General features: G+C 58.1%; 15 protein-coding genes and 1 pseudogene. 3 read left to right on the top strand and 13 right to left on the bottom strand.

What is annotated here, in order from left to right; genetic code table 11:
* Positions 1-3 precede the first annotated feature (3 nt).
* The 3 genes from bcsA (ABLV75_RS23445) to bcsR are packed head-to-tail and all read right to left on the bottom strand — an operon-like array spanning position 4 to position 3556.
* Complete coding sequence (gene bcsA / locus ABLV75_RS23445) at positions 4-2622, bottom strand: UDP-forming cellulose synthase catalytic subunit (RefSeq protein ID WP_004106709.1); 2619 nt, start codon at positions 2620-2622, stop codon at positions 4-6.
* A complete protein-coding gene (gene bcsQ / locus ABLV75_RS23440; RefSeq protein ID WP_004106711.1) occupies positions 2619-3356 on the bottom strand; it encodes a cellulose biosynthesis protein BcsQ in 738 nt (245 codons plus the stop codon). Before bcsQ (ABLV75_RS23440) ends, bcsA (ABLV75_RS23445) begins: the two co-directional genes overlap by 4 nt.
* Positions 3357-3367: 11 nt before the next feature.
* A complete protein-coding gene (gene bcsR / locus ABLV75_RS23435) occupies positions 3368-3556 on the bottom strand; it encodes a cellulose biosynthesis protein BcsR (RefSeq protein ID WP_004106713.1) in 189 nt (62 codons plus the stop codon).
* 167 nt (positions 3557-3723) lie between these two features.
* On the opposite strand from bcsR, the gene bcsE reads away from it, so the two are divergent.
* Genes bcsE through bcsG form a run of 3 tightly spaced genes read left to right on the top strand, consistent with a single transcriptional unit; the run spans position 3724 to position 7147 of the window.
* Positions 3724-5280, top strand: a complete 1557-nt coding sequence (bcsE, locus tag ABLV75_RS23430; RefSeq protein WP_004106714.1) for a cellulose biosynthesis protein BcsE — start codon at positions 3724-3726, stop codon at positions 5278-5280.
* Complete coding sequence (gene bcsF, locus ABLV75_RS23425) at positions 5277-5474, top strand: cellulose biosynthesis protein BcsF (RefSeq protein WP_004106715.1); 198 nt, start codon at positions 5277-5279, stop codon at positions 5472-5474. The genes bcsE and bcsF overlap by 4 nt, the downstream gene beginning before the upstream one ends.
* A complete protein-coding gene (bcsG, locus tag ABLV75_RS23420; RefSeq protein ID WP_004106716.1) occupies positions 5471-7147 on the top strand; it encodes a cellulose biosynthesis protein BcsG in 1677 nt (558 codons plus the stop codon). Before bcsF ends, bcsG begins: the two co-directional genes overlap by 4 nt.
* A gap of 84 nt (positions 7148-7231) precedes the next feature.
* Here the strand turns inward: bcsG and ABLV75_RS23415 are convergent, their stop codons facing one another.
* From ABLV75_RS23415 to ABLV75_RS23370, 10 genes and pseudogenes are all read right to left on the bottom strand, one after another.
* On the bottom strand, positions 7232-7339 hold the full coding sequence (locus tag ABLV75_RS23415; protein ID WP_004106717.1) for a type I toxin-antitoxin system toxin Ldr family protein: 108 nt from the start codon (positions 7337-7339) through the stop codon (positions 7232-7234).
* A 369-nt stretch (positions 7340-7708) separates the two neighbouring features.
* A complete protein-coding gene (locus ABLV75_RS23410; RefSeq protein ID WP_004116246.1) occupies positions 7709-7816 on the bottom strand; it encodes a type I toxin-antitoxin system toxin Ldr family protein in 108 nt (35 codons plus the stop codon).
* 370 nt (positions 7817-8186) lie between these two features.
* Complete coding sequence (locus tag ABLV75_RS23405) at positions 8187-8294, bottom strand: type I toxin-antitoxin system toxin Ldr family protein (RefSeq protein ID WP_004116246.1); 108 nt, start codon at positions 8292-8294, stop codon at positions 8187-8189.
* Positions 8295-8558: 264 nt separating this feature from the next.
* The gene (locus ABLV75_RS23400; RefSeq protein ID WP_016807736.1) at positions 8559-9557 is read right to left on the bottom strand and encodes a glycosyl hydrolase family 8; all 999 of its coding nucleotides are present in this window, start codon (positions 9555-9557) and stop codon (positions 8559-8561) included.
* An 11-nt stretch (positions 9558-9568) separates the two neighbouring features.
* Positions 9569-10045, bottom strand: a complete 477-nt coding sequence (gene bcsD / locus ABLV75_RS23395) for a cellulose biosynthesis protein BcsD (RefSeq protein ID WP_024274803.1) — start codon at positions 10043-10045, stop codon at positions 9569-9571.
* Positions 10045-14097 (bottom strand): cellulose biosynthesis protein BcsC, encoded by a 4053-nt coding sequence (locus ABLV75_RS23390; RefSeq protein ID WP_004106722.1) that lies wholly within the window; start codon positions 14095-14097, stop codon positions 10045-10047. The genes bcsD and ABLV75_RS23390 overlap by 1 nt, the downstream gene beginning before the upstream one ends.
* Positions 14094-16499 (bottom strand): cellulose biosynthesis cyclic di-GMP-binding regulatory protein BcsB, encoded by a 2406-nt coding sequence (gene bcsB, locus ABLV75_RS23385; RefSeq protein ID WP_004106723.1) that lies wholly within the window; start codon positions 16497-16499, stop codon positions 14094-14096. Before bcsB ends, ABLV75_RS23390 begins: the two co-directional genes overlap by 4 nt.
* A complete protein-coding gene (bcsA, locus tag ABLV75_RS23380) occupies positions 16496-18607 on the bottom strand; it encodes a UDP-forming cellulose synthase catalytic subunit (RefSeq protein WP_004106724.1) in 2112 nt (703 codons plus the stop codon). Before bcsA (ABLV75_RS23380) ends, bcsB begins: the two co-directional genes overlap by 4 nt.
* Positions 18608-18627: 20 nt before the next feature.
* Positions 18628-19420, bottom strand: a pseudogene (bcsQ, locus tag ABLV75_RS23375) (cellulose biosynthesis protein BcsQ).
* A 1-nt stretch (position 19421) separates the two neighbouring features.
* A complete protein-coding gene (locus ABLV75_RS23370; protein ID WP_348855178.1) occupies positions 19422-20009 on the bottom strand; it encodes a cellulose biosynthesis protein BcsO in 588 nt (195 codons plus the stop codon).
* Positions 20010-20247 lie beyond the last annotated feature (238 nt).

The following is a 20247-nucleotide window of genomic DNA, read 5'->3' as shown; positions in this document are numbered from 1 at the left end:
TCATCATTGTTGGGCCATCGCCGGTTCTGCCGAGAGTGTCGCCGCAGCGCGTTCCGGACGGCGCGGAATAAACGAAACAAACCAGGCCACCAGCATGGTGAGCGAGCGGAAAATAACCTTCACCGACGGCGGGGAGAACTCCGCCAGGTGACGATATCCACGGAACCCCAGCTTCAGGATGTCCAGCAGGCTTTCCATCGGCTTATCTTCCGGGAAGCTATCCTGCCAAAGCGCCCACGTATCTGCGCGGGCAAACGTACACTGCACAAAATCAATATGTTGTTGATTGCTTAGCGGCAGCAGCTGTAGCCCAACCTCACTGCCGTTGACCCGCGCGACCCGCACCGGGAAGGCATACTCCTGCTGCCCGCGTTTCAGCAGCAGCTTAACGTGCTGGCTTTCCAGCACCTGCGCCTCGCCGTGAATTCTGACGCCGAGGCCGCCGTCGGAGTAATCATGGACGGTACAGGAGAACAGGTGCCCGTCCTCGCGGGCAATCGCCGCCGGCATTGACATCTCCACGCGATGCGAGCGCCGCACCTGCTTGCTTTCAACCGATACCGCCACCGCGCCGCCGAGAATAATCAGGTTATAGAACACCCAGATAATGCTGACCCAGACGGTCAAAATTTCGTTTTCCGGGCCGTACATAAAGCGCCAGATACCCACGCCAACGCCGACCAGGTTCAGCAGCACGAGGTAGATATAGGGACGCGAGATCACCCAGTCGACGTACTCGTCCTCCACCAGGCCGCCTTTTGCCGTCACGTTGAATTTGCCCTTATGCGGGTTAATCAACGCGACAACGGTCGGCGGCGCGATATACCACGCCAGTACCGTTTCATAGATCTCACTCCAGAAAGAGTGGCGGTATTTACCCTGAATCTTCGAGTTAGTCAGGCTGGCGTGAATCATATGCGGTAGCACGAACAGGGCGATCATCAGCGCCGGCGCATAGATGATATAGGCGTGGAGGAGCAGAAACGCCAGCGGCGCGGTCAGGAAGATCAGCCGCGGAATACCGGACAGGAAGTGCAGCATCGCGTTGACGTAGCAGATGCGCTGCGCCAGCTTCAGCCCTTTACCAAACAACGGGTTATCAAGGCGGAATATCTGCACCATCCCGCGCGCCCAGCGGATGCGCTGGCCGATATGCGCCGACAGGCTCTCCGTCGCCAGGCCGGCCGCCTGCGGAATACGCATATAGGCCGAAGTGTGCCCGCGACGGTGCAGGCGCAAAGAGGTGTGGGCGTCTTCGGTGACCGTTTCCACAGCAATGCCGCCGATTTCATCCAGCGGGCCGCGGCGGATCACCGCACAGGAGCCGCAGAAGAAGGTGGCATCCCACATGTCGTTGCCGTCCTGCACCAGGCCATAAAACAGCGTGCCTTCGTTCGGCGTTTTGCGAAAACGCCCCAGGTTACGTTCAAACGGGTCCGGAGAGAAGAAGTGGTGCGGCGTCTGCATCATCGCCAGCTCTTTCTCCTTCAGGAACCAGCCCATGGTCATCTGCAGGAACGAGCGGGTCGGCACGTGGTCGCAGTCGAAAATCGACACAAACTCGCCTTTGGCGTACTTCAGCGCATTGTTGATATTCCCGGCTTTCGCGTGTTCGTGCGTGGTGCGCGCGATGTAATGCACGCCAACGTCTTTGGCGAACTGGCGGAACTCTTCGCGCCCGCCGTCATCGAGGATCCAGATATTAAGCTTGTCCTTCGGCCAGTCGATCCCCTGCGAGGCGTAAATGGTGTTTTTCACCACGTTGAGATCTTCGTTATAAGTCGGCACGAAGATATCGACCGTCGGCCATTGCGCCATATCTTCCGGCAGCGGAACCGGCTGACGGTTCAGCGGCCAGACGACCTGGAAATAGCCCAGTACCAGCACCACCCAGGCGTAGGTTTCAGCGAACAGCAGGATTATCCCGCACACCAGGCTTACGGGGTCGTCCCAGTTTAGCGTCGAGGTGTAGCGCCACCAGATATAGCGGCACGAGACCGTCAGCGAAAGCACGATCAGCATCAGCGCCGAGAAGCGCCCGGGGATGCGCCGTACCAGCAGCGCCACGCCCCACAGCAGCAGCAGAAAAATAAACTGCGAGAGCGGATTAAACGGCTGGGTAATACAGAGTAGCGCCAGGATCAGCGAGAAAAAGGTTATCGTGCCAAGGAGAAGCCGCCGCACTTTTGGATGCAGATGCCCCAGCTCCTTATGCTTATCCAGATGACCGGTGCGGGCGTTGACCTTTTCCGGTAGCTTTTCCAGCCACTGCGCATAGCGCCCCTGCACGCCTTCCAGCGCCGCCAGCGAACGCCAGTTGATCTTTTTATCCGGCTCCGGCACCCGCGTCACCAGCAGCCACAGGGCTTGCAGCAGATAGCGAATCGGGTCCAGCGGGCGCGGTCGATGCGGATTAATATGCGGGAAAAACTCGCCATGATGTTCGCGAATTGCCTGCCAGCGCGGGGTTTCCAGCGGCATAAACGCCCATGCCAGAGATGCCCACAAGCAGCCCAGCGCGGCCGCCAGCCGCGACGCGCCGTGCTGGCGATAATCGCGATAGCGTTCGCTCAACCGCTCTCCAACCGGCGGCGCCAGCAGTAGCGTACTCAGGCGAATCATTCCGCGCCCCTTCCGGCGTAGTGCAGCAGGCACCAGTTGGCCAGCGTCAGTATCTCTTCCGCCGCCAGCGAGTCCTGGCGATATTCGCCGAGCGGTTGCTTCGCCGCCAGACACTCCGCCATCGCTTCATCACGATGAATAGTCACCGGCAAAATGCGGCGCTGGCTCTCCAGCCACAGCTGATAGAGATCCTCCTGCAGCTGGCTGCCGACGCGCAGATCGTTAATCAAAATATCGCTATTGACCGGCAGCGCCTGCTGATGCAGGCGAATATGGCTGTTGCCGTCCGGATGCACCACGACCAGCGTGCGATCGCAGACGTCAATCAGGGAGCGGGTCAGCGGTGAGAACCCGTCCGGCAGATCAATCAGCAGCCAGCGGTGATCGCCCTGCTGATGGAGCTTCTGCACCATCCCGGCCATCGGGGCCAGCGGCGTCTGAAGCTGGTCAATATTCTCGCGCTCGCCCGGCGTTAGCTGGCCAAAGGGCAGCAGATCGATATGCGAGGTGTAGCGCAGCCCGGCGTCTCGCCAGTCGTTCCCGTCGATGAGGGCGCGCGCCCAGCCCGCGTTGTGGCGGTAATCGACGTTGAAAAAGAAGCGCAGCATGTTATCCGGGCTGGCGTCCACCACCAGCACGGTTTCCCCGAGTAATTGCAGCGCCCAGGCCAGCGCAGCGGTGATCGACGTGGTGCCGGTGCCGCCGCGCACGCCTTGTAATCCCAGAATAGCCATCGATGGCTTCCTTACTTTTTCTCTGCTAATTCAGCCAGTAGCGGCCAGCGTTTCAGCGCCGCGGTTAACTGCTCGCGTCGGGAAATATCATGATAATCAATATCAGGCAGGGAAAATGCCCGGCTTAACGCCAGGAAATCATTTTGAAACGTATAGCCCAAAGTCGCATCGGTGGGTACAGCAGGCTCTTTTGCTGGCATTTCTCTGTCCGTTGGAAAAATTAATAAATTATACCGAGAGGCGTTCGTTCATCCTTAAAATAGGTTTACATGCTAAAACTGATGTCCTTTAATTTCAATGTTAGGTTTACTCTGTCGCTTTCGCTAGTAAACTAATCAAGTGTAAAACAGGTCTCACGAGGGACACCGTGGATATCGTATATTCTTTGGGTATTTCATCATTATGGGACGAAGTGTGCCATATGCCCGTTGGCGGCGTGTGGTGGCTCAATGTCGACCGCCATGCGGACGCGGTAAGCTTGCTTAATCATACGCTTGCGGCCCAGGATAAACAGGCTCGCGTTGCGACGATAGCCATGGGTGATAACCCAAATGAAATCATAAAATTAGAAAAAGATCGCGGGCCTGAGAAAATCGCATTATTTACCATGCCGAACCGCTTTGAAGGGCTGGAAGAAATGCACCGCGATTTAGTCTGTTCCCTCGAACCTGGCAATTATTTGTTTATTCTGCTATGTGCTGAAAATGCCTGGCAGAATATTAAAAGCGAACAATTATGCAATTGGGTTGAGAAATCATATCGATGGACTAATTATCATCGTTGTTCATTATTAGTGCTTAATTCCGGGCACGATATCGATAAGCAACTTTCCCCTTTATTACGCGAGTACCGCTCGCTTTCCGGACTGGCAAGTATACGTTACCAGGGAGATAACCACCTGTTCGATATTGCCTGGTGGGGCAGCGAAAAGGGCATCAGCGCCCGGCAGCAGCTCATTGTTTTACACGATGAAAACGGCTGGCGGTTGGCGCAGGACGAGGAAACGGTGGTACAACCGCGCAGCGACGAGAAAACCATCCTCAGCAACCTGCGCGTACTGGAGGGGGCGCCCGCGCTTTCCGAATACTGGACGCTGTTCGAAACCAATGACGCCGTTTTCAACGCCGGCAGAATGGCGCAGGCGGCGACGCTGATTTTCTCCATTACCCAGAACGAACAGATTGAACAGCTGGGACGCTATATCCACACCCTGCGCCGCCAGCGCGGTAGCGCGCTGAAAATTGTCGTGCGCGAGCAAACGCCAAGCCTGCGCGCCACCGATGAACGCCTGCTACTGAGCAGCGGCGCCAATATGGTTATTCCCAGCGGCGCACCGCTATCGCGCTGCCTCACGCTTATAGAAAGCGTTCAAAAACAGCAGTTTACTCGCCATATTCCGGAGGATTTTAATACTCTGCTGAACTGGAGCCAGCCGCTGAAGCTGCGCGGCTACCAGAAGTGGGATGCCTTCTGCGAAGCGGTGCACAATATTATGGCCAACACCATGCTGCCCGCCGACGGCAAAGGGGTGATGGTGGCGCTGCGCCCGGCGCCCGGTCTGCGCGTAGAGCAGGCGCTGACGCTGTGTAAGCCTAATCGCATGGGCGACATCATGACCATCGGTAATAATCGCCTGGTGCTGTTTCTGTCATTTTGCCGGGTGAACGACCTCGACACCGCGTTAAACCATATCTTCCCTTTACCTACCGGCGATATTTTCTCTAATCGTATGATTTGGTTTGAAGATAAGCAGATAGCGGCTGAAATCCTGCAGATGCGCGGGATTATGCCGGAGAACTGGAATACGCCGCTGCCTGTTTCGCTTGCCAAAAAAACGCCTATCAACGCGACCCACGACGGACGTAGCTGGCGGCGAACCCCCGAGCCGCATCGTCTGTCCATCGACGGGGAGCCAACCTTATGATGTCGATTGCCGATATTATTCAGCTGGTCGTCCTGTGCGCCCTGCTGTTCTTTCCGCTGGGTTACCTTACGCGCCACTACCAGCGGCGAATTCGCACCACGTTAAGACTGATGTTCTTTAAACCCCGTTATGTCAAACCGGCTGGCGTGCTGCGCCGGGAAGCGGCATCCAGGCAAGGCAAATCAACGAAATGACCAAACCTAAAACCCCCTCAGCGTCGCTTCCGCTCTGGCGCTACTGGCGCGGCCTATCTGGCTGGAACTTCTACTTTCTGGTGAAGTTTGCCTTGCTATGGGCGGGATACCTCAATTTTCATCCCATGCTAAACCTGGTGTTTCTGGCCTTTCTGCTGGTGCCGATTCCGCAATATAAGCTGCACCGTATTCGCCACTGGATAGCGATCCCGCTGGGCTTTATGCTGTTCTGGCACGACACCTGGCTGCCCGGCCCGGAAAGCATCGTCAGCCAGGGTTCGCAGATTGCCGGCTTCAGCGCCGACTATATCTGGGATTTGGTAACCCGCTTTATTAACTGGAATATGATTGGCGCGTTCTTCGTGCTGCTGGTTCTGTGGCTGTTTATCAGCCAGTGGCTACGGGTAACGGTATTTGTCTCAGCAATTATGATCTGGCTGGTCGCCAGTCCGCTGCTGCCCTCGTTTACCCTTTGGCCGGCAGGTCAGCCGACGACCGCGGCGGCGAATAACGCGCCGAATACCGGTGGCGGGGCAATCGTCGCGACCAACGCCGCCCCGGCGAATAACGATATCCCTGCACAAACGGAGCCGCCGACATCGGCCAATCTGACCAACTGGCTGAATACCTTTTACGCCTCTGAGCAGAAACGCAAAACCACGTTTCCTGATGCACTCCCGGCCGATGCCCAGCCGTTTGATGTCTTGATCATCAACATCTGCTCGCTCTCATGGTCGGATATCGAAGCAGCGGGATTGATGGAGCATCCGCTGTGGAAGCATTTTGACCTGCTGTTCAAAAACTTTAACTCGGCGACCTCTTACAGCGGGCCGGCAGCGGCGCGTCTGCTGCGCGCCAGCTGCGGCCAGCTCTCTCACGCCAACCTTTATCAACCCTCAGGCAGCGAATGCTATCTGTTTGAAAACCTGGCGAAGCTGGGCTTCACCCAGCAGCTGATGCTCGGTCACAACGGTGTCTTCGGCGACTTCCTGAAAGAGCTTCGTTCGTTGGGCGGTATCCAGAGCCCATTGATGGATCAAAGCGGCCTGCCGGTCATTCTGCAGGGCTTTGACGGCTCACCGGTCTATGATGACCAGGCGACGCTGAACCGCTGGCTGCAGTCGCTGGATAAACTGAATACGCCGCGCACGGCGACCTTCTACAACACGCTGCCGCTGCACGACGGCAACCACTATCCGGGCCAGAGCAAAACCGCGGACTATAAAGCCCGTGCGCAGAAGTTCTTCGACGAACTGGACAGTTTCTTTACTGAGCTGGAGAAATCGGGACGCAAGGTGATGGTCATCGTCGTGCCTGAACACGGCGCGGCATTAAAAGGCGATAAAATGCAGGTCTCCGGTCTGCGCGATATTCCCAGCCCATCCATTACCAACGTGCCGGCGGCGGTGAAATTCTTCGGCATTAAGGCAAGACATCCCGATGCGCCGATTATCATCAGCCAGCCAAGCAGCTACCTGGCGGTTTCTGAGCTGGTGGTTCGCGCCCTCGACGGCAAGATGTTTGATGAGAATGACATCAACTGGCAGCAGTACATTGCCAACCTGCCGCAGAGCGCGGCGGTGTCGGAAAACTCCAACGCCATCGTCATTCAGTATCAGGGTAAACCGTATGTTCAGTTGAACGGCGGCAGTTGGGTACCTTATCCGCAATAAAACGAAAAAGGCCGCAGGATGTTCCCCCTGCGGCCCCGTTCGGGCGCATGCTGCCACTTAGGCAGACAGATGCCCACCGGTCGTCTACTTGCGATTATCCATCCAGCTCACGATGATGCTGACCAGAATGCCAGCAATGATCAGAGCCGCCAGATCGTCCCACAGCAGCAGACCCCACTGAGCGAGCGTCATACAGCCGCCTTATTGCAATGGCAACCGTTCGCGGCTATCCTCGAATTGTCTAGGTTCGAGATTAGCCCCCGAAACGTTGCCAGGTTATACCAAACAACGTGCGGGGGTTTTCTCTTTCCAGCAACCCATCAATCGATGCCGCCGGGGTTCAAGCCCCCGCAACATTGCGCCTCACCGGGCGAGCCCGGCTTGCCGACGATTCTACTGGCCCGATCGGCTACCCGCACTCCGCCATTACGCACCATGCGAGACGCATACCAGGAAAGTGTTTTGTTGCTGCAACAAAACGAAAAAGGCCGCAGGATGTTACCCCTGCGGCCCCGTTCGGGCGCATGCTGCCACTAAGGCAGGCAGATGCCCACCGGTCGTCTACTTGCGATTATCCATCCAGCTCACGATGATGCTGACCAGAATGCCAGCAATGACCGGAGCCGCCAGATCGTCCCACAGCAGCAGACCCCACTGAGCAAGCGTCATACAGCCGCCTTATTGCAATGGCAACCGTTCGCGGCTATCCTCGAATTGTCTAGATGCGAGGTTAGCCCCCGAGACGTTGCCAGGTTGATACCAAACAACGTGCGGGGGTTTTCTCTTTCCAGCAACCCATCAATCGATGCCGCCGGGGTTCAAGCCCCCGCAACATTGCGCCTCACCGGGCGAGCCCGGCTTGCCGACGATTCTACTGGCCCGATCGGCTACCCGCACTCCGCCATTACGCACCATGCGAGACGCATTCCAGGAAAGTGTTTTGTTGCTGCAACAAAACGAAAAAGGCCGCAGGATGTTACTCCTGCGGCCCCGTTCGGGCGCATGCTGCCACTAAGGCAGGCAGATGCCCACCGGTCGTCTACTTGCGATTATCCATCCAGCTCACGATGATGCTGACCAGAATGCCAGCAATGACCGGAGCCGCCAGATCGTCCCACAGCAGCAGACCCCACTGAGCAAGCGTCATACAGCCGCCTTATTGCAATGGCAACCGTTCGCGGCTATCCTCGAATTGTTGAGGTTCGAGATTAGCCCCCGAGACGTTGCCAGGTTGATACCAAACAACGTGCGGGGGTTTTCTCTTTCCAGCAACCTATCAATCGATGCCGCCGGGGTTCAAGCCCCCGCAACATTGCGCCTCACCGGGCAAGCCGGCTTGCCCACAATTCTACGGCGCCCTTCAGATCTCAGCACCCGGCTCGACTGCGTTATTCGAGGCGCATTCCACAGTTTACGACCGTTCTTTCTTTGCCAGCCATACCAGCAGCTTCAGGCTGGCGGAGTAATAGTCGTCCTGGGAATTAATCTGCGGCTCGGCCTGCTCTTCACCAAGGGTTAAATCGCGTACCGCCAGTAGCCCGCCGGTCATAAACCACGGCGCGGCCTCATTGGTATTGACGTTTATCCAGGCCGGCGTCTGCAGACGCGGATAGCGCTGAAACCAGTTTTTCCACGGCGTCAGCAGGCTGCTTTGCGGGTCGTCCCAGTAGACATACATAGGAATGCGGATAGCATCGAAGCTCATCCGCGTCGGCCACTCTTTTGCCGGCTCCATCTTGCCGTCCGCTCTTAAGGCGACCCAGTCGCTGGGTAGCTGCGATTTCCCCCACGCCATTTTCCCCAGCAGCGCCTGAGCATCACTCTTCAGCTTTCGCCAGGCGGTCAAATGAGTACGCGCCGCGAAGGCCTGCCAGGCGGGAAAGATAAAGTAGGATGGATTCAGATTCAGATGGTCGTTGAGATAAAATCCCTTTGCGCCCGGGAGCATCACCTGACGGTCGGCGAAGGTCACCACCGTATGCTTCAGCAGCGAAGCGGTTATCGCATCCGAAGCGGTACCGTAGGTTTTTTCATGCCACTGCTGCTGCGCGCGCAGCAGCGCCCAGGCAATCAGGGTATCGCCATCGGTGGCGTCATTTTTATCCGCCACTGGATCGGGCGCCACCGGGTTATAGCGCCAGTAAAACAGCCCGTTATCTTTGTTGCGCAGGGTTTTATCTGTCCACTGCCAGAGCTTGTCAAAGGCGGGACGATCGTCGTTGGCCACCGCTAACAGCATGGCAAAACCCTGCCCTTCAGTATGAGAGACGTTGCCGTTACCGGTATCAACAATACGCCCGTCCGGCATCATAAAACGCGATTTATAACTTTCCCACGCCGTATCGGCCCACGCGTGGGGAAGCATCATCACCGTCGTTACCACGACTGTCGCTAAAGCACGCAAGGACATAAATTCACCCATTAGGGATGGAAGTAAAGAAACTGAACGTCAGAGACTGAAAACAGCCGCTCACGCTGTAAAACCACGTGCGCCGCGCCGCCCTGTCCCTGTAACCAGCGGGAATAGAGCCCCTCGAGTATGGCACAAAATGCATTACACCAGCGGATGCGCCGCGCTTCATCGCGGCTGACCGGCAGAGCCTGATGGCGTAATCGCAGGCCTTCATCGTTCACCTCGACGCTGACGAAGCCCCACTGAAAGCGGCTTAGCAGCGCATTCATGTTGGTCTCCAGCTGGCCGAGAGTCTCAGACTCCGGCAGCGGATGTTCATCGGCCAGCGCCTCGCCCATCTGCCGCAGAAAGGGCTGGCTCTCCAGCTCACCCGCGTTGTTGACCATACCATCAACCATAATGAGCAGCAGATCGAACCATCCGGCAGGCGTTTGCTGCTGCTGAAACCACGTCATAACCTGCGCGTTATTATTGTCCGTCACGATCAGTTATCTCCCAGCATGTAGCGGATATAGAGACCAGCGGTGCTCTCGTTATAATCGCCGAAGGTGTCATAGCCAACCTGACCACCGAGCGTCATTTGTTTGTTGACTTTGTAATCTGCGCCGGCGCGTAGGGTATAGCCGATACCGCTCTTCGAAGTGGCTGAATAGTAGGCTTCTTTGGCAAAACCGTTGCTCACTGCGGTCTCGAGGGCCTGCTGCCACCCGGCGTTAGTCGGGAAATAAGCGCTCTTATCCTGGCTATAGGATTGATAGCCCACCGAGCCGCCAAGTTTCATCGTCCAGTTGTCATATTTTTCCGTCAGGCTCACCGGCAGCGATACGCTGACGTAGTTCTGCGGGCTGAAGTAGCCCCCTTGCCCGTAGGTGAAGTAGCTCAGGTTTTTCGAGTAATCCATGTAACTCATGCTCAACCCGGTCTGCAGCTGACGATACTCATCGTGGTAAGGCCGCAAATAAACTCCGGCGTTGGCGTTTATGCTGGTATTGCTGGCGACGTTTTGTCCCAGGTAGCTATAGCCCCCGCCGCCGACGTAGAAACCGGCATCGCCGTCGTCATAGCTTAGCTGCAGGGTACCGCCGTTTTTGGTCACCTGCCCCCAGGTCTTGCCGGAATAGGAATCCTTCAGCCCTACCCAGGAGAGCAGACTGTCGGTCAGCGACCGACGCTCGCCGGTAAAAATCAACGACAGATAGTTGGTCAGCTTCGGCGACCACTTTACGCCGCCCACCACGGTATTTAGATCCTGGCCCAGAGGCGTGCTGCCGATATCGACGCGGTATTCGTCGCCGCTCAGCGCCAGAGCCAGCTCCACGCCGTTGGCTTTTTGTGAATCGGTTGAGCCGCTCGCCTGATCGACATTCGGCTTCAGGCTGGAAGAGGCCAGATAGCTGGCGACCTGCCCGGAATCGTAAGTTCCGAGTTTCGCCAGATTCTCCATGCCGCTGCTGGTGGTGGCATTAAAGTCAGAGGCCTTGAGCGTGCCCAGACCGCTCAAGGCTTCCGCCCCCGGATTGTTGGCAAAGTACGTCGTGCGCTCGGTCGCGGTCATCGCCGCAATCGCCGCCTGCTCGCTGGTCGCGGTGGAAATCATATTGGAGACTGCATTGGATAGCGGGTTCGCGCCGTAACGCCGCCAGGCGTCGCCGGTCGCCGTCCCCGCGTTCAGCGTAATCGGCGTAACGGTAAAATCGAAACGCGAATCACCAAACGGCGATGAGGACCAGGTGAGCGGGGTTTTTATCTCGCTGAGCTTACTGGTGCCGGATTCGCCGTCGCGACCGCGAACCTCCATGCCCCCCTGCAGCCAGGTGCCGGTTTTTTCCTGCAACGTCTCCATCATGGTATCCACCTGGCGCAGCATCCGGGTCTGGGCGGTTTCGACCGGCAGATCGGTGCGCTGGATCCCCGGCAGCGCGCCGCCATCCCCGGTCGATACCTGAGAGACCTGCCACGGCATATATTGCCCGTAGGCGGAGGCCGCACGCGTCGCCCCGGGGGTACGCGAAACGCCGACAAACGGATTATCCGCCGCCAGCGCGCCGCCCACGGTCGGCGTTTGCGCGCCATTGCTGCTCTGTTGTCCCAGCAGCCTGCCGCGGGCGCTGCGCAGGTAAGTCATCGCCTGCTGATGATGCCCCTGCGACTCGGCAACGCGCGCCAGCAGCAGCAAACGGTCCGGCGAATTATCCGGGCGCAGTCCACCCGCCAGCTGCGCCGCCCGTTCGCTATTCCCCGCCGAGAGTGCGACATCAATAGCCCCGCTGCGCGCATCCTGCGTCGGCGTATCGCGGGTCATCAGATAGTCATAGACGACACCGGCCTCTTTGTTCATTTTGCCGCTCTGATAGAGCCGCGCCATAGCGAACATCAGATCGGTATTTTGCGGGTCGTTCTGCATCGCGCCCATCAGCTTGTCATACGCTGCCGCGTAGTTGCCCTGCTCGCGCAGATGGTCCGCTTCGTTAATCACATAACCGTTGCGAATACTGGCCAGCTGCGTCGGCGTACTGCTTGCCTGCAGCTGCGGGTTAGTGAGCAGACTCTGCGCTTCGGTTGTCAGGCCCGCCTGGTTAAGTACCGTCACCTGATCGGCATAATCCCCGGCATTACCTGAGATACCGCCGTTAATATTGTTGCGCACCAGCGATACCGCGGTGGTGACATCGCCACTCTGGGCCAGCAGCCGCGCCAGTTTACCCACATACGCCGGGGCTTCAGGCGGCGTTGCGGTCATCGTCCTGAGCGTATTAGCAGCGGCAACGGTATTGCCCTGCGCCAGATAGCTCTCCGCCGTCGCCAGCTGCAGGTTGTAGTTCACCCGTTGTTTCAGGTCGCGCATCTGGCTGGTCTGACTGGCGGGGGGAATTCTTGCCAGCAGGGTTTGCGCCTGCTGCCAGCCGCCGTTCTCGCTGGCAAAAAGTGCCGCAGCGTACAGCGAGCTGGCGCCGGCGCCGGGACGCCAGGCGGCGCCCATAACCGCATTTGCCTCACCGTCGTTACCGGCTTTTTGCAGCATACGGGCCAGATCGAGGCGCATCCACGCATCGTCCGGATAGCGAGAAAGCCCCTGGCGCAGCATGGCGATAGCCGCCGTCACGTTACCGGCGCTGGCCTGCTCCTGCGCCTGGCGACGCAGCGAATCGCCGGGCTGTCCGATGACCACCCGCGGCTGCAGTTTTTGCTGCAGGCTTTCCGGCAGCGTGCGCAGCATCGCCTGCGCTTCTGCCGTTTTATTCTGTTCGCGCAGAACGTAATAGAGATTCTCCCGCGCCGGGCCGTTTTGCGGCTGGTCGTTGAGCAGCGCCCGTAGCGTTTGTTCGGCCTGCGGCAAATCTTTGTTATGGCGCAGAACGTCGGCGCGGAACAGCTTCGCCGCCGTGCCCTGCGTCCCGCTCTGCTGCGCCAGCGGCGCAGAGAGCGCCAGCGCCTGGCTAATATTCCCTTGCTTGTAAGCCTGCTGCGCCTGAGCGAGCTGCCCGTAAAACAGCGCATCCGCCGCCTGCTGACGACGGGTTTCCGAGCCATCGCCGCCGAGATCCGCCGCCCGGCTCAAATACTGAGAGGCCGCCTGAAAATCGCCGCTGCGCTGGGCGATATAGCCCATTCCGGCCAGCGCGTCAGCGTCCTGCGGGTTGCTTTGCAGAACCTGTTCAAACTGCTGCTTCGCCGCGGCGGTATTGCCGCTGTTGAGGTCAGAATAGCCCTGGCCGCGCGCCTGACCGCTGCGCCGTTCGCGAAAGTAGTTCTGGACTTCAGTATCCTGCGGATGACGCTGCATCCAGGTGTCGTAAAACGGCTCATCCCCCGGCTGCGGCCCCAGCCACAGCAGCGCCTGACGCAGCCCGCTATCGGCTTCTTTGCTGCCGCTGGCCATCGGCTCCAGCATGGCGATGCCTTCCCGGCGGGTCTCTTCGCGCCAGGTGAGCACTTTGCCCAGGGCAACGCGCGGCGCGTTCTCCTGCGGATGCTGCGCGACGTATTGACGTAGTTCGCTCAACGCCTGTGGGTAGAGCGCCTTGTCGCTGGCCATGGTCATATAGTATTCGGCCGCCAGCCCGGAAGGCGGAACGTTGCCGTTAAACATACTCCGCCAGGTCGCCAGCGCGGCGGGAACATTGCCGCTGCGCGCCTGCTGTCTGGCCAGAGTGAGCTGTCCCTGCGGCACCTGCGCCATTTTTTTTGCGCTATCCAGATCCTGTAGTCCGGGGCTGTCGGGCGCCGCTTTCTCCAGCCGCGCCCGCCACTGGGCTGCGGCCTGCAGATTGCCCCCCTGCTGCGCCCATAGCGCCATCAGGTACAGCGCCTGAGCGTTGTTGGCATCCACCGATAGCACTTTTTGCAGCGATTCCATCGCCAGTTCGTCATGCGATTTTTCGTGCCAGTAGTTGGCCTGTGCGAACAACGCTTGTAGCGCGGCATCGTTACCCGCCGCGTGCGCTCCGCCGAATGCGCCAAGCGTCAGCGCGCCGGACAGGCACAGCGTAGAAAATTGACGGGCTGCATGGGTATTCATTCTGCTGGCTCTTTTCATTGGCTCTCTCCCGAATCCAGGCGCTTACGAGCATGACGTTTAAACATGGCGGTCAGCGCCAGACCCAGAATCGATGTCGTAATCAACCCCAGCACCGCCAGCAGCCCGGAGTGCTGATTGGCGTACCATACCGCCATCATGTACCACGGCATCTGGCCGCTGGGGAACGGCGTGCTGACCTGGAAGCTACGCACGCCGTTATCGCTGGTGATCACTGCCGTATCGCCGCGAATACCGGCATTGATACGCGGGGAATTAAGATCGTCTTCCAGTTTCGCCAGCTGATCGTCGCTGCTGGCCATCGCCACCACCACCACCCGCTGCGGGTTCCACGGTGAGCGATAGCTGATAAAACCGCGCCAGGCGCTGCTGGAGGAGAAATAGCGGTCGGCATCGACGCCGTCAGAAGCCCAGTCGCCGCTCAGCCTGCGCTGAATCTTTTCCCACAGCGTCGGTTCACGTACGCTCAGCAGGTTATCGACCGGGGCGTAGGGGGAATAGGCCAGCAGGCGCTGGTTAAACGCTTGTTGCTCGAGGGAACTGACCGCCAGCACGTCGCGATCGCGCAGCAGCGGCGCATTGGCGCCGCCGTCAGGAACGCCCAATATTACGCGGTTGTTGGCTAACGCTTTGCCGGTTGAATTACCCGAACGGGCTGCCAGATTCAGCATCATCGCCACCTGGGTTTCCGAAGGCTGTTCCGGCAGCAGCAGCGTAGTTTGCGAATAATCCGCTAACCGGGAGAACGGGAACGAAGCGCCGACAAAATAGGAAAGATTCGGCAGCAGCGAGAAGTGCCGCGTACCGCTCAAATCGATCCACGAATCGTCGGTGATTCGACTCTTGATAGTGCTGTTCAGCAGGAGCGAACAGGGCGCGTTATCCTTCGGCACCAGGTTGAAATAGAGAGATAGCTGGTTATCACCGTAAATCAGATACGGCGCCAGCGGGATAGTAAACCGTTCCTGACGCGCGTCGCCGCCCAGATGCCGCCAGAGCTTCTCCAGCGGCCCCTGTTTGTTCATCGGTAGATTATTAAGGAAGGTGTTGTTCAGCGTCACGCTCAGCAGCGACTTATCCTCGTTAATCCAGTTCTCCGACGGGAAACGATAGCCAATTTGCAGGGGGATAGTTTCTCCATCCCACAGATAAAGATCCGGCGCGGCGCGAAAGGCCACGCGCAGCGGTTCATGCCACACGCCGCTAACGGTCATACTTTGATCCTGACGGATCAGCTCGCTGATTTTTACCGGACGATCGGTGGCGATCCAGCGCGGCGCATCGTAGGGCTTGCCGACGGGAATCGCCTGCGGATCCACGGTCATGCTGGCCGTCTGCGGGGCGAAATCGCCGCGGGTCAGGCGCCACGCGGCCATGCGCAGTGCGGCGTCATTCTGGCCGACGATCAGCAGCAGCTTATAAGCCGGATTACCGGGATTTTCCACGATCCGCAGCAGCGGTTTGTCGGTTTGCGGCAGCGTCAGGCCGCCCACCCGATCCCCGGGATGACCGATGATAATCCCGTGTTTCTCGGGCAGGCGATCGCGCAGCGCGTCAAAAGCGATACCGCGATAGTCGGCCTGAATACCCAGCCATGACGACACCAGCGCCGCTGCGCTGAAAATATCCGCCGTTGGTTTCTCCGGATACGCGATAGCGATATCCGCTGGCGTCATCTGCATACGGTCGAAAAACGGGCGCGGGAAGTGGCCCAAATCGTTGCTGATATTGAGCTGCTGGCTCTCCCAGCTAAAGTGGGAGCCGGGCAGAATGGTTACCCGCGAGGTGTCGTGAATATCGAGCCGGCACTGCAGCGCATCGCCGTCGTTAATCTTAAAGCTCAGGTTGTTGCTGGACACCATCAGCGCCGCCGGGATATCCAGCTGGTAGTGCGAAATATCCTCGCCATCAGCCCCCAGCGGCAAGGTGCCGAGCGGCTGGCCGTTGAGCATTAATTGCAGCGTGGCGTTGCGGGACGCCATCTCCGGCGAAACCTTGACCTCCAGCATCAGCTGGGCGTGGGTGACCACCTGATCGGAGGGGAGCGTAAAGCTGGCGCCGCCCTGATTTTGTCCACCGCTGAGGATAATGCCGTCCGGCATGCCCATCTGCATCAGGTTAAGATTGCCGCCAACGATCGGCGTAAGCGGTACCGTATCAGGGACAACAGGCGTTATCGGCGGCAGCGCGGGTAGCGAATCCGGCTGAGCGGCGTTTGCCGACGCGGCTTCCGTCGTCGCCGGTGAATTCGCTTCGCTAGCGGGCGCCGATGCGCTGTTCGCAGCCGCATCTGGAAGCGGAAAGTTAAGCTCCGGCAATGAATCTGCGGGCATCTCCTCGCTGTGCAGCGCTGGCGCAGAGAGCACTCCAACCAGCAGCGCGAGCGTCGTTAAGGATTTCATAGACTGCCATCCTCCTGCGCGGGGTTTGCCGCAGAGGGCTGACGACGCTGGCTGCGGCGCGTCTTCCACGTCAGCCAGAAGAGTTCAAATACGCAGCGTAAAATCGTGGCGAAAGAGCGGAACGGGTTGTCCTGCGGGCGCGGCGGATTAATCCACGCATCGGCGCGGGCCAGCACCACCCGCACCAGTTCACGGCGACGGGAAAGCTGAATGTTTTCATCAAATTGCAGGCGGATAAACCGATCGTCAGCGGTGACCTGGCGTACCGGGATCGAAATCGCTCCGGACTGAAGAATTAGCTCAATCTCTTCGATTTCATCCTCCAGGTGACGCTTATCCGGCGCGCTTACGCGGCAACCGCCCATGGACAGATCTGCGGTGTGGCTGCGGGAGACAATGCCGCTGGTGTAGTGGATAAGCACCGGGATATCGACATCAATACGAATCGTTTTTCGTACCTGACGGGTTTCGCGCGCCACGGCAATGGCGGCCAGCAGGAAAATCAGGCTGTAAATCCCCCAACCGACGTTCAGCGCGATAACGTTCGGGTCTGAGCCAAAATAGTCGTGACCGATGGCGCGGACGATACCAACCACCACCCCCAGGCCCAGCAGGCAGGCGACGACCAGGTGTGGCCTGACGACGGTAAAGTCGAAGTAGCCCACGTCCAGCAGGCCGCCTTTATCGGTCACGTTGAATTTTCCGCGTTTGGGGAAAATCATGGTGACCAGCGTTGGCAGCACCAGGTGGAAGGCCAGCACGATATCGTAGATTTCGCCCCAGAAACTGTAGCGATAGCGGCCGTTCATGCGCGATCCGACATAGATCGCGAGGAACAGATGCGGCAGCGCGTAGGAAACAATCAGGCTCGCCGAGGAGTAGATGATATTCAGGTTGAACAGCAGATAGGCCAGCGGTGCGGTGACAAAGACCACGCGCGGCAGAGCGAACTGATAATAGAGCATGGCGCTGAGGTAGCACAGGCGCTGCTGGAACGTTAGCCCACGCCCAAGTAGCGGGTTATCCAGACGGAAAATTTGCGTCATCCCGCGGGCCCAGCGGGTACGCTGAATGACGTGCACCACCAAGCGTTCGGTAGCCAAACCTGCCGCCAGAGGAATATCCAGGAACGCCGATTTCCAGCCCAGACGCTGGAACTTCAGCGCGGTATGGGCGTCTTCGGTGACGGTCTCAACCGCAAAGCCACCGATCTGCTCCAGCGCAGCGCGGCGAATAACCGCGCAGGAACCGCAGAAGAAGGTCGCATTCCAGTTGTCGTTTCCCTGCTGAATCGGACCATAAAACAGCATCCCTTCGTTGGGAATATTGCGGCCGACGGAGAGATTGCGCTCGAAGGGATCCGGCGAGTAAAAATAGTGCGGCGTCTGCACCAGCGCCAGCATCGGGTCTTTGAGGAATCCCCCCACCGTTGCCTGCAAGAAGACGCGGGTTGCCACGTGGTCGCAGTCAAAAACGCAGATCAGCTCGCCGTTGGTTAGCGTCATCGCGTGGTTGAGGTTGCCTGCCTTGGCGTGTTTGTTATCGTTGCGGGTGATATACCCTACCCCAACGTCGGCGGCGAATACCGCGAATTCGTTACGCTTGCCGTCATCCAGCAAATAGATTTTTAATTTATCTTTTGGATAATCAATACATTGCGCAGCGAGCACGGTATCACGCACCACTTCAAGCGGTTCGTTATAGCTGGGAATATAGATATCTACCGTCGGCCACTGGCTCATATCATCGGGCAACGGGACGATTTCACGCTTCAGCGGCCAGACCGTTTGCAGGTAGTTCAGCAGCAACATCACCCAGATATAGACTTCCGCCAGAAACAACCCCATTCCCAGAATCGCTTCGATGGTGGAGTTGAAATGCAGGGTCTGCGTCAGACGAAAATACATATAACGGGTCGACATCAACAGCGATGTCACCACCATAATGACGGAAACGCTGCGGTTTTTACTGAAACCCATAACAAAGAGAATACCGATGCTCAGCAGGCCAAAAATAGACTGCTTTTGGCTGTCCATCGGCGTAATCACCACCAGCACGGCAATGGGCGCAAGCACCAATACCAGCGCCCAGAAAAGCGTTTTTTTCATTGAGCAGCCCTGCAGTTAAATTAAAGACCTGACCTGCGAGGCTGGCTGTGCACCGTGCCGTCGCCGATATTGATACCCAACTGCGCAGAGATTTTTTTGGCAATAATTTCAATATCAAAGGCGGCTGCGGAGGATGAGTTAAAGTCGAGGATCGACTTCTGGGAGGCATTTGCCTCCACCACGCTTTCATCACGATGAATAATGCCCAGCAGACGATCGCCCAGCTTTTCTTCCATCAACGCCGTGACATCGCGACTGACCTGGCGACGGTTATCGCTCTGGTTAATCACAAAATAGTGACCGTGTTTAGCGTTGAGAGCGCCTCCGGTCAGGCGCTGCTTTTCCACGTGCGACAATGCGGACATCGATGCGGTATCCGCCAGCAGCGGTACCAGATGCATGTCGGCCAGCGAAGTCAGCGCCTTTAGCGCGGGTGAAGGACCCGGCGGCAGGTCGGCAACGGTAATCAGCCCAGGGTAGTTAAGCAGTGCCGCCAGCCCGCGCGTCAGGAAATGCGCGTCATGGGTCAGACGCTCATCGAACGCCTGTCGCTGCGCCTCGCTCACCTCGCCGTAGGGCAAAACGAAAATATTGCTGCCGGCGCTTAACACGCACTGGCTCCAGTCATGGAGCTCCAGCGCTTTTGCGGCATACCCACGCTCATCGCCGAGAGGCACGCCAAAATGCAGGCGCAGCGCGTTCTGCACATCAAAATCCAGAGCGAGGACTTTGCTGCCTGCGCGGGCCAACGCCCAGGCCAGGTTTGCCGCCAGGGTCGTCTTTCCTACGCCGCCTTTCGGCGAACACACGCAGATCAACGGCATGTCGCAATCCTTTCTAAGAGTGATTTCAGGGGCTGATCTTTATCTTTCGCCGCTGGCGCCACCGTTTTTGCCGCAAAGAGATGGGCAAAACCGTCCACCGTCGGCGCTATCACCGGGCGAGGTCTGACAGCCGGAGCTGGCACGTGGTCAGATAGCAGCGCAACAGGTTGCGATACGGCTGTCCGGAACGCTTGCCCGGTCGCGGCCTCGCCTGCCTGCACTATCGGTTCTACGGCAACCGGAGCAATATGACTCACCGCGGGAACAGGCTGCGGCGCGGATGGGGCTGTAGGGTCGGGAATCATTACCGACGGCGCAACCGACGATGTCGCCGGCGCGGTCTGAATGGCTGTCCGCTCCACCTGATGAAACATATTGGCCGGCACCAGCTGCGGCAGAGGTAAAGATACCGATCCGCCCATAGCCAAAGAGGATGCTTGCTCCGCAGGAATAAGCTGATTGAGAATAACCCAATCGCCTTTTTCACCGGCGCCGGTTTCTGATGAGAGGTCCTTGAATGGGAGACTGTGTGTCCGCGTCTTTTCCTTAAAGCGCTGCAAATCATCATAATGGTTCATAGATAACCTCATGATTTTAAATACATCATATTTAATCTGTTTTAATTGTCATGCTATGCCGCCAGAGCATAGTTTAATGGGTTGTTTTTTGGGGAGTTACGCCCGTCACGATACGCTAACTTTAGTATTAATTTGATTATTTTGAATAAGCCTGACTGGTTTAATTCCATAGCGGTAGTGCGGCTACACTAACAGCTCTTTTTCAAAATGATAGCCCCATTTTTTGGGCGGCAGCGTC

The sequence above is a fragment of the Klebsiella sp. CN_Kp066 genome (assembly GCF_040065135.1).
Lineage (GTDB): Bacteria > Pseudomonadota > Gammaproteobacteria > Enterobacterales > Enterobacteriaceae > Klebsiella > Klebsiella oxytoca.
The sequence above is the reverse complement of the archived record's forward strand: the minus strand, read 5'-3'. Positions and strand labels throughout refer to the sequence as shown.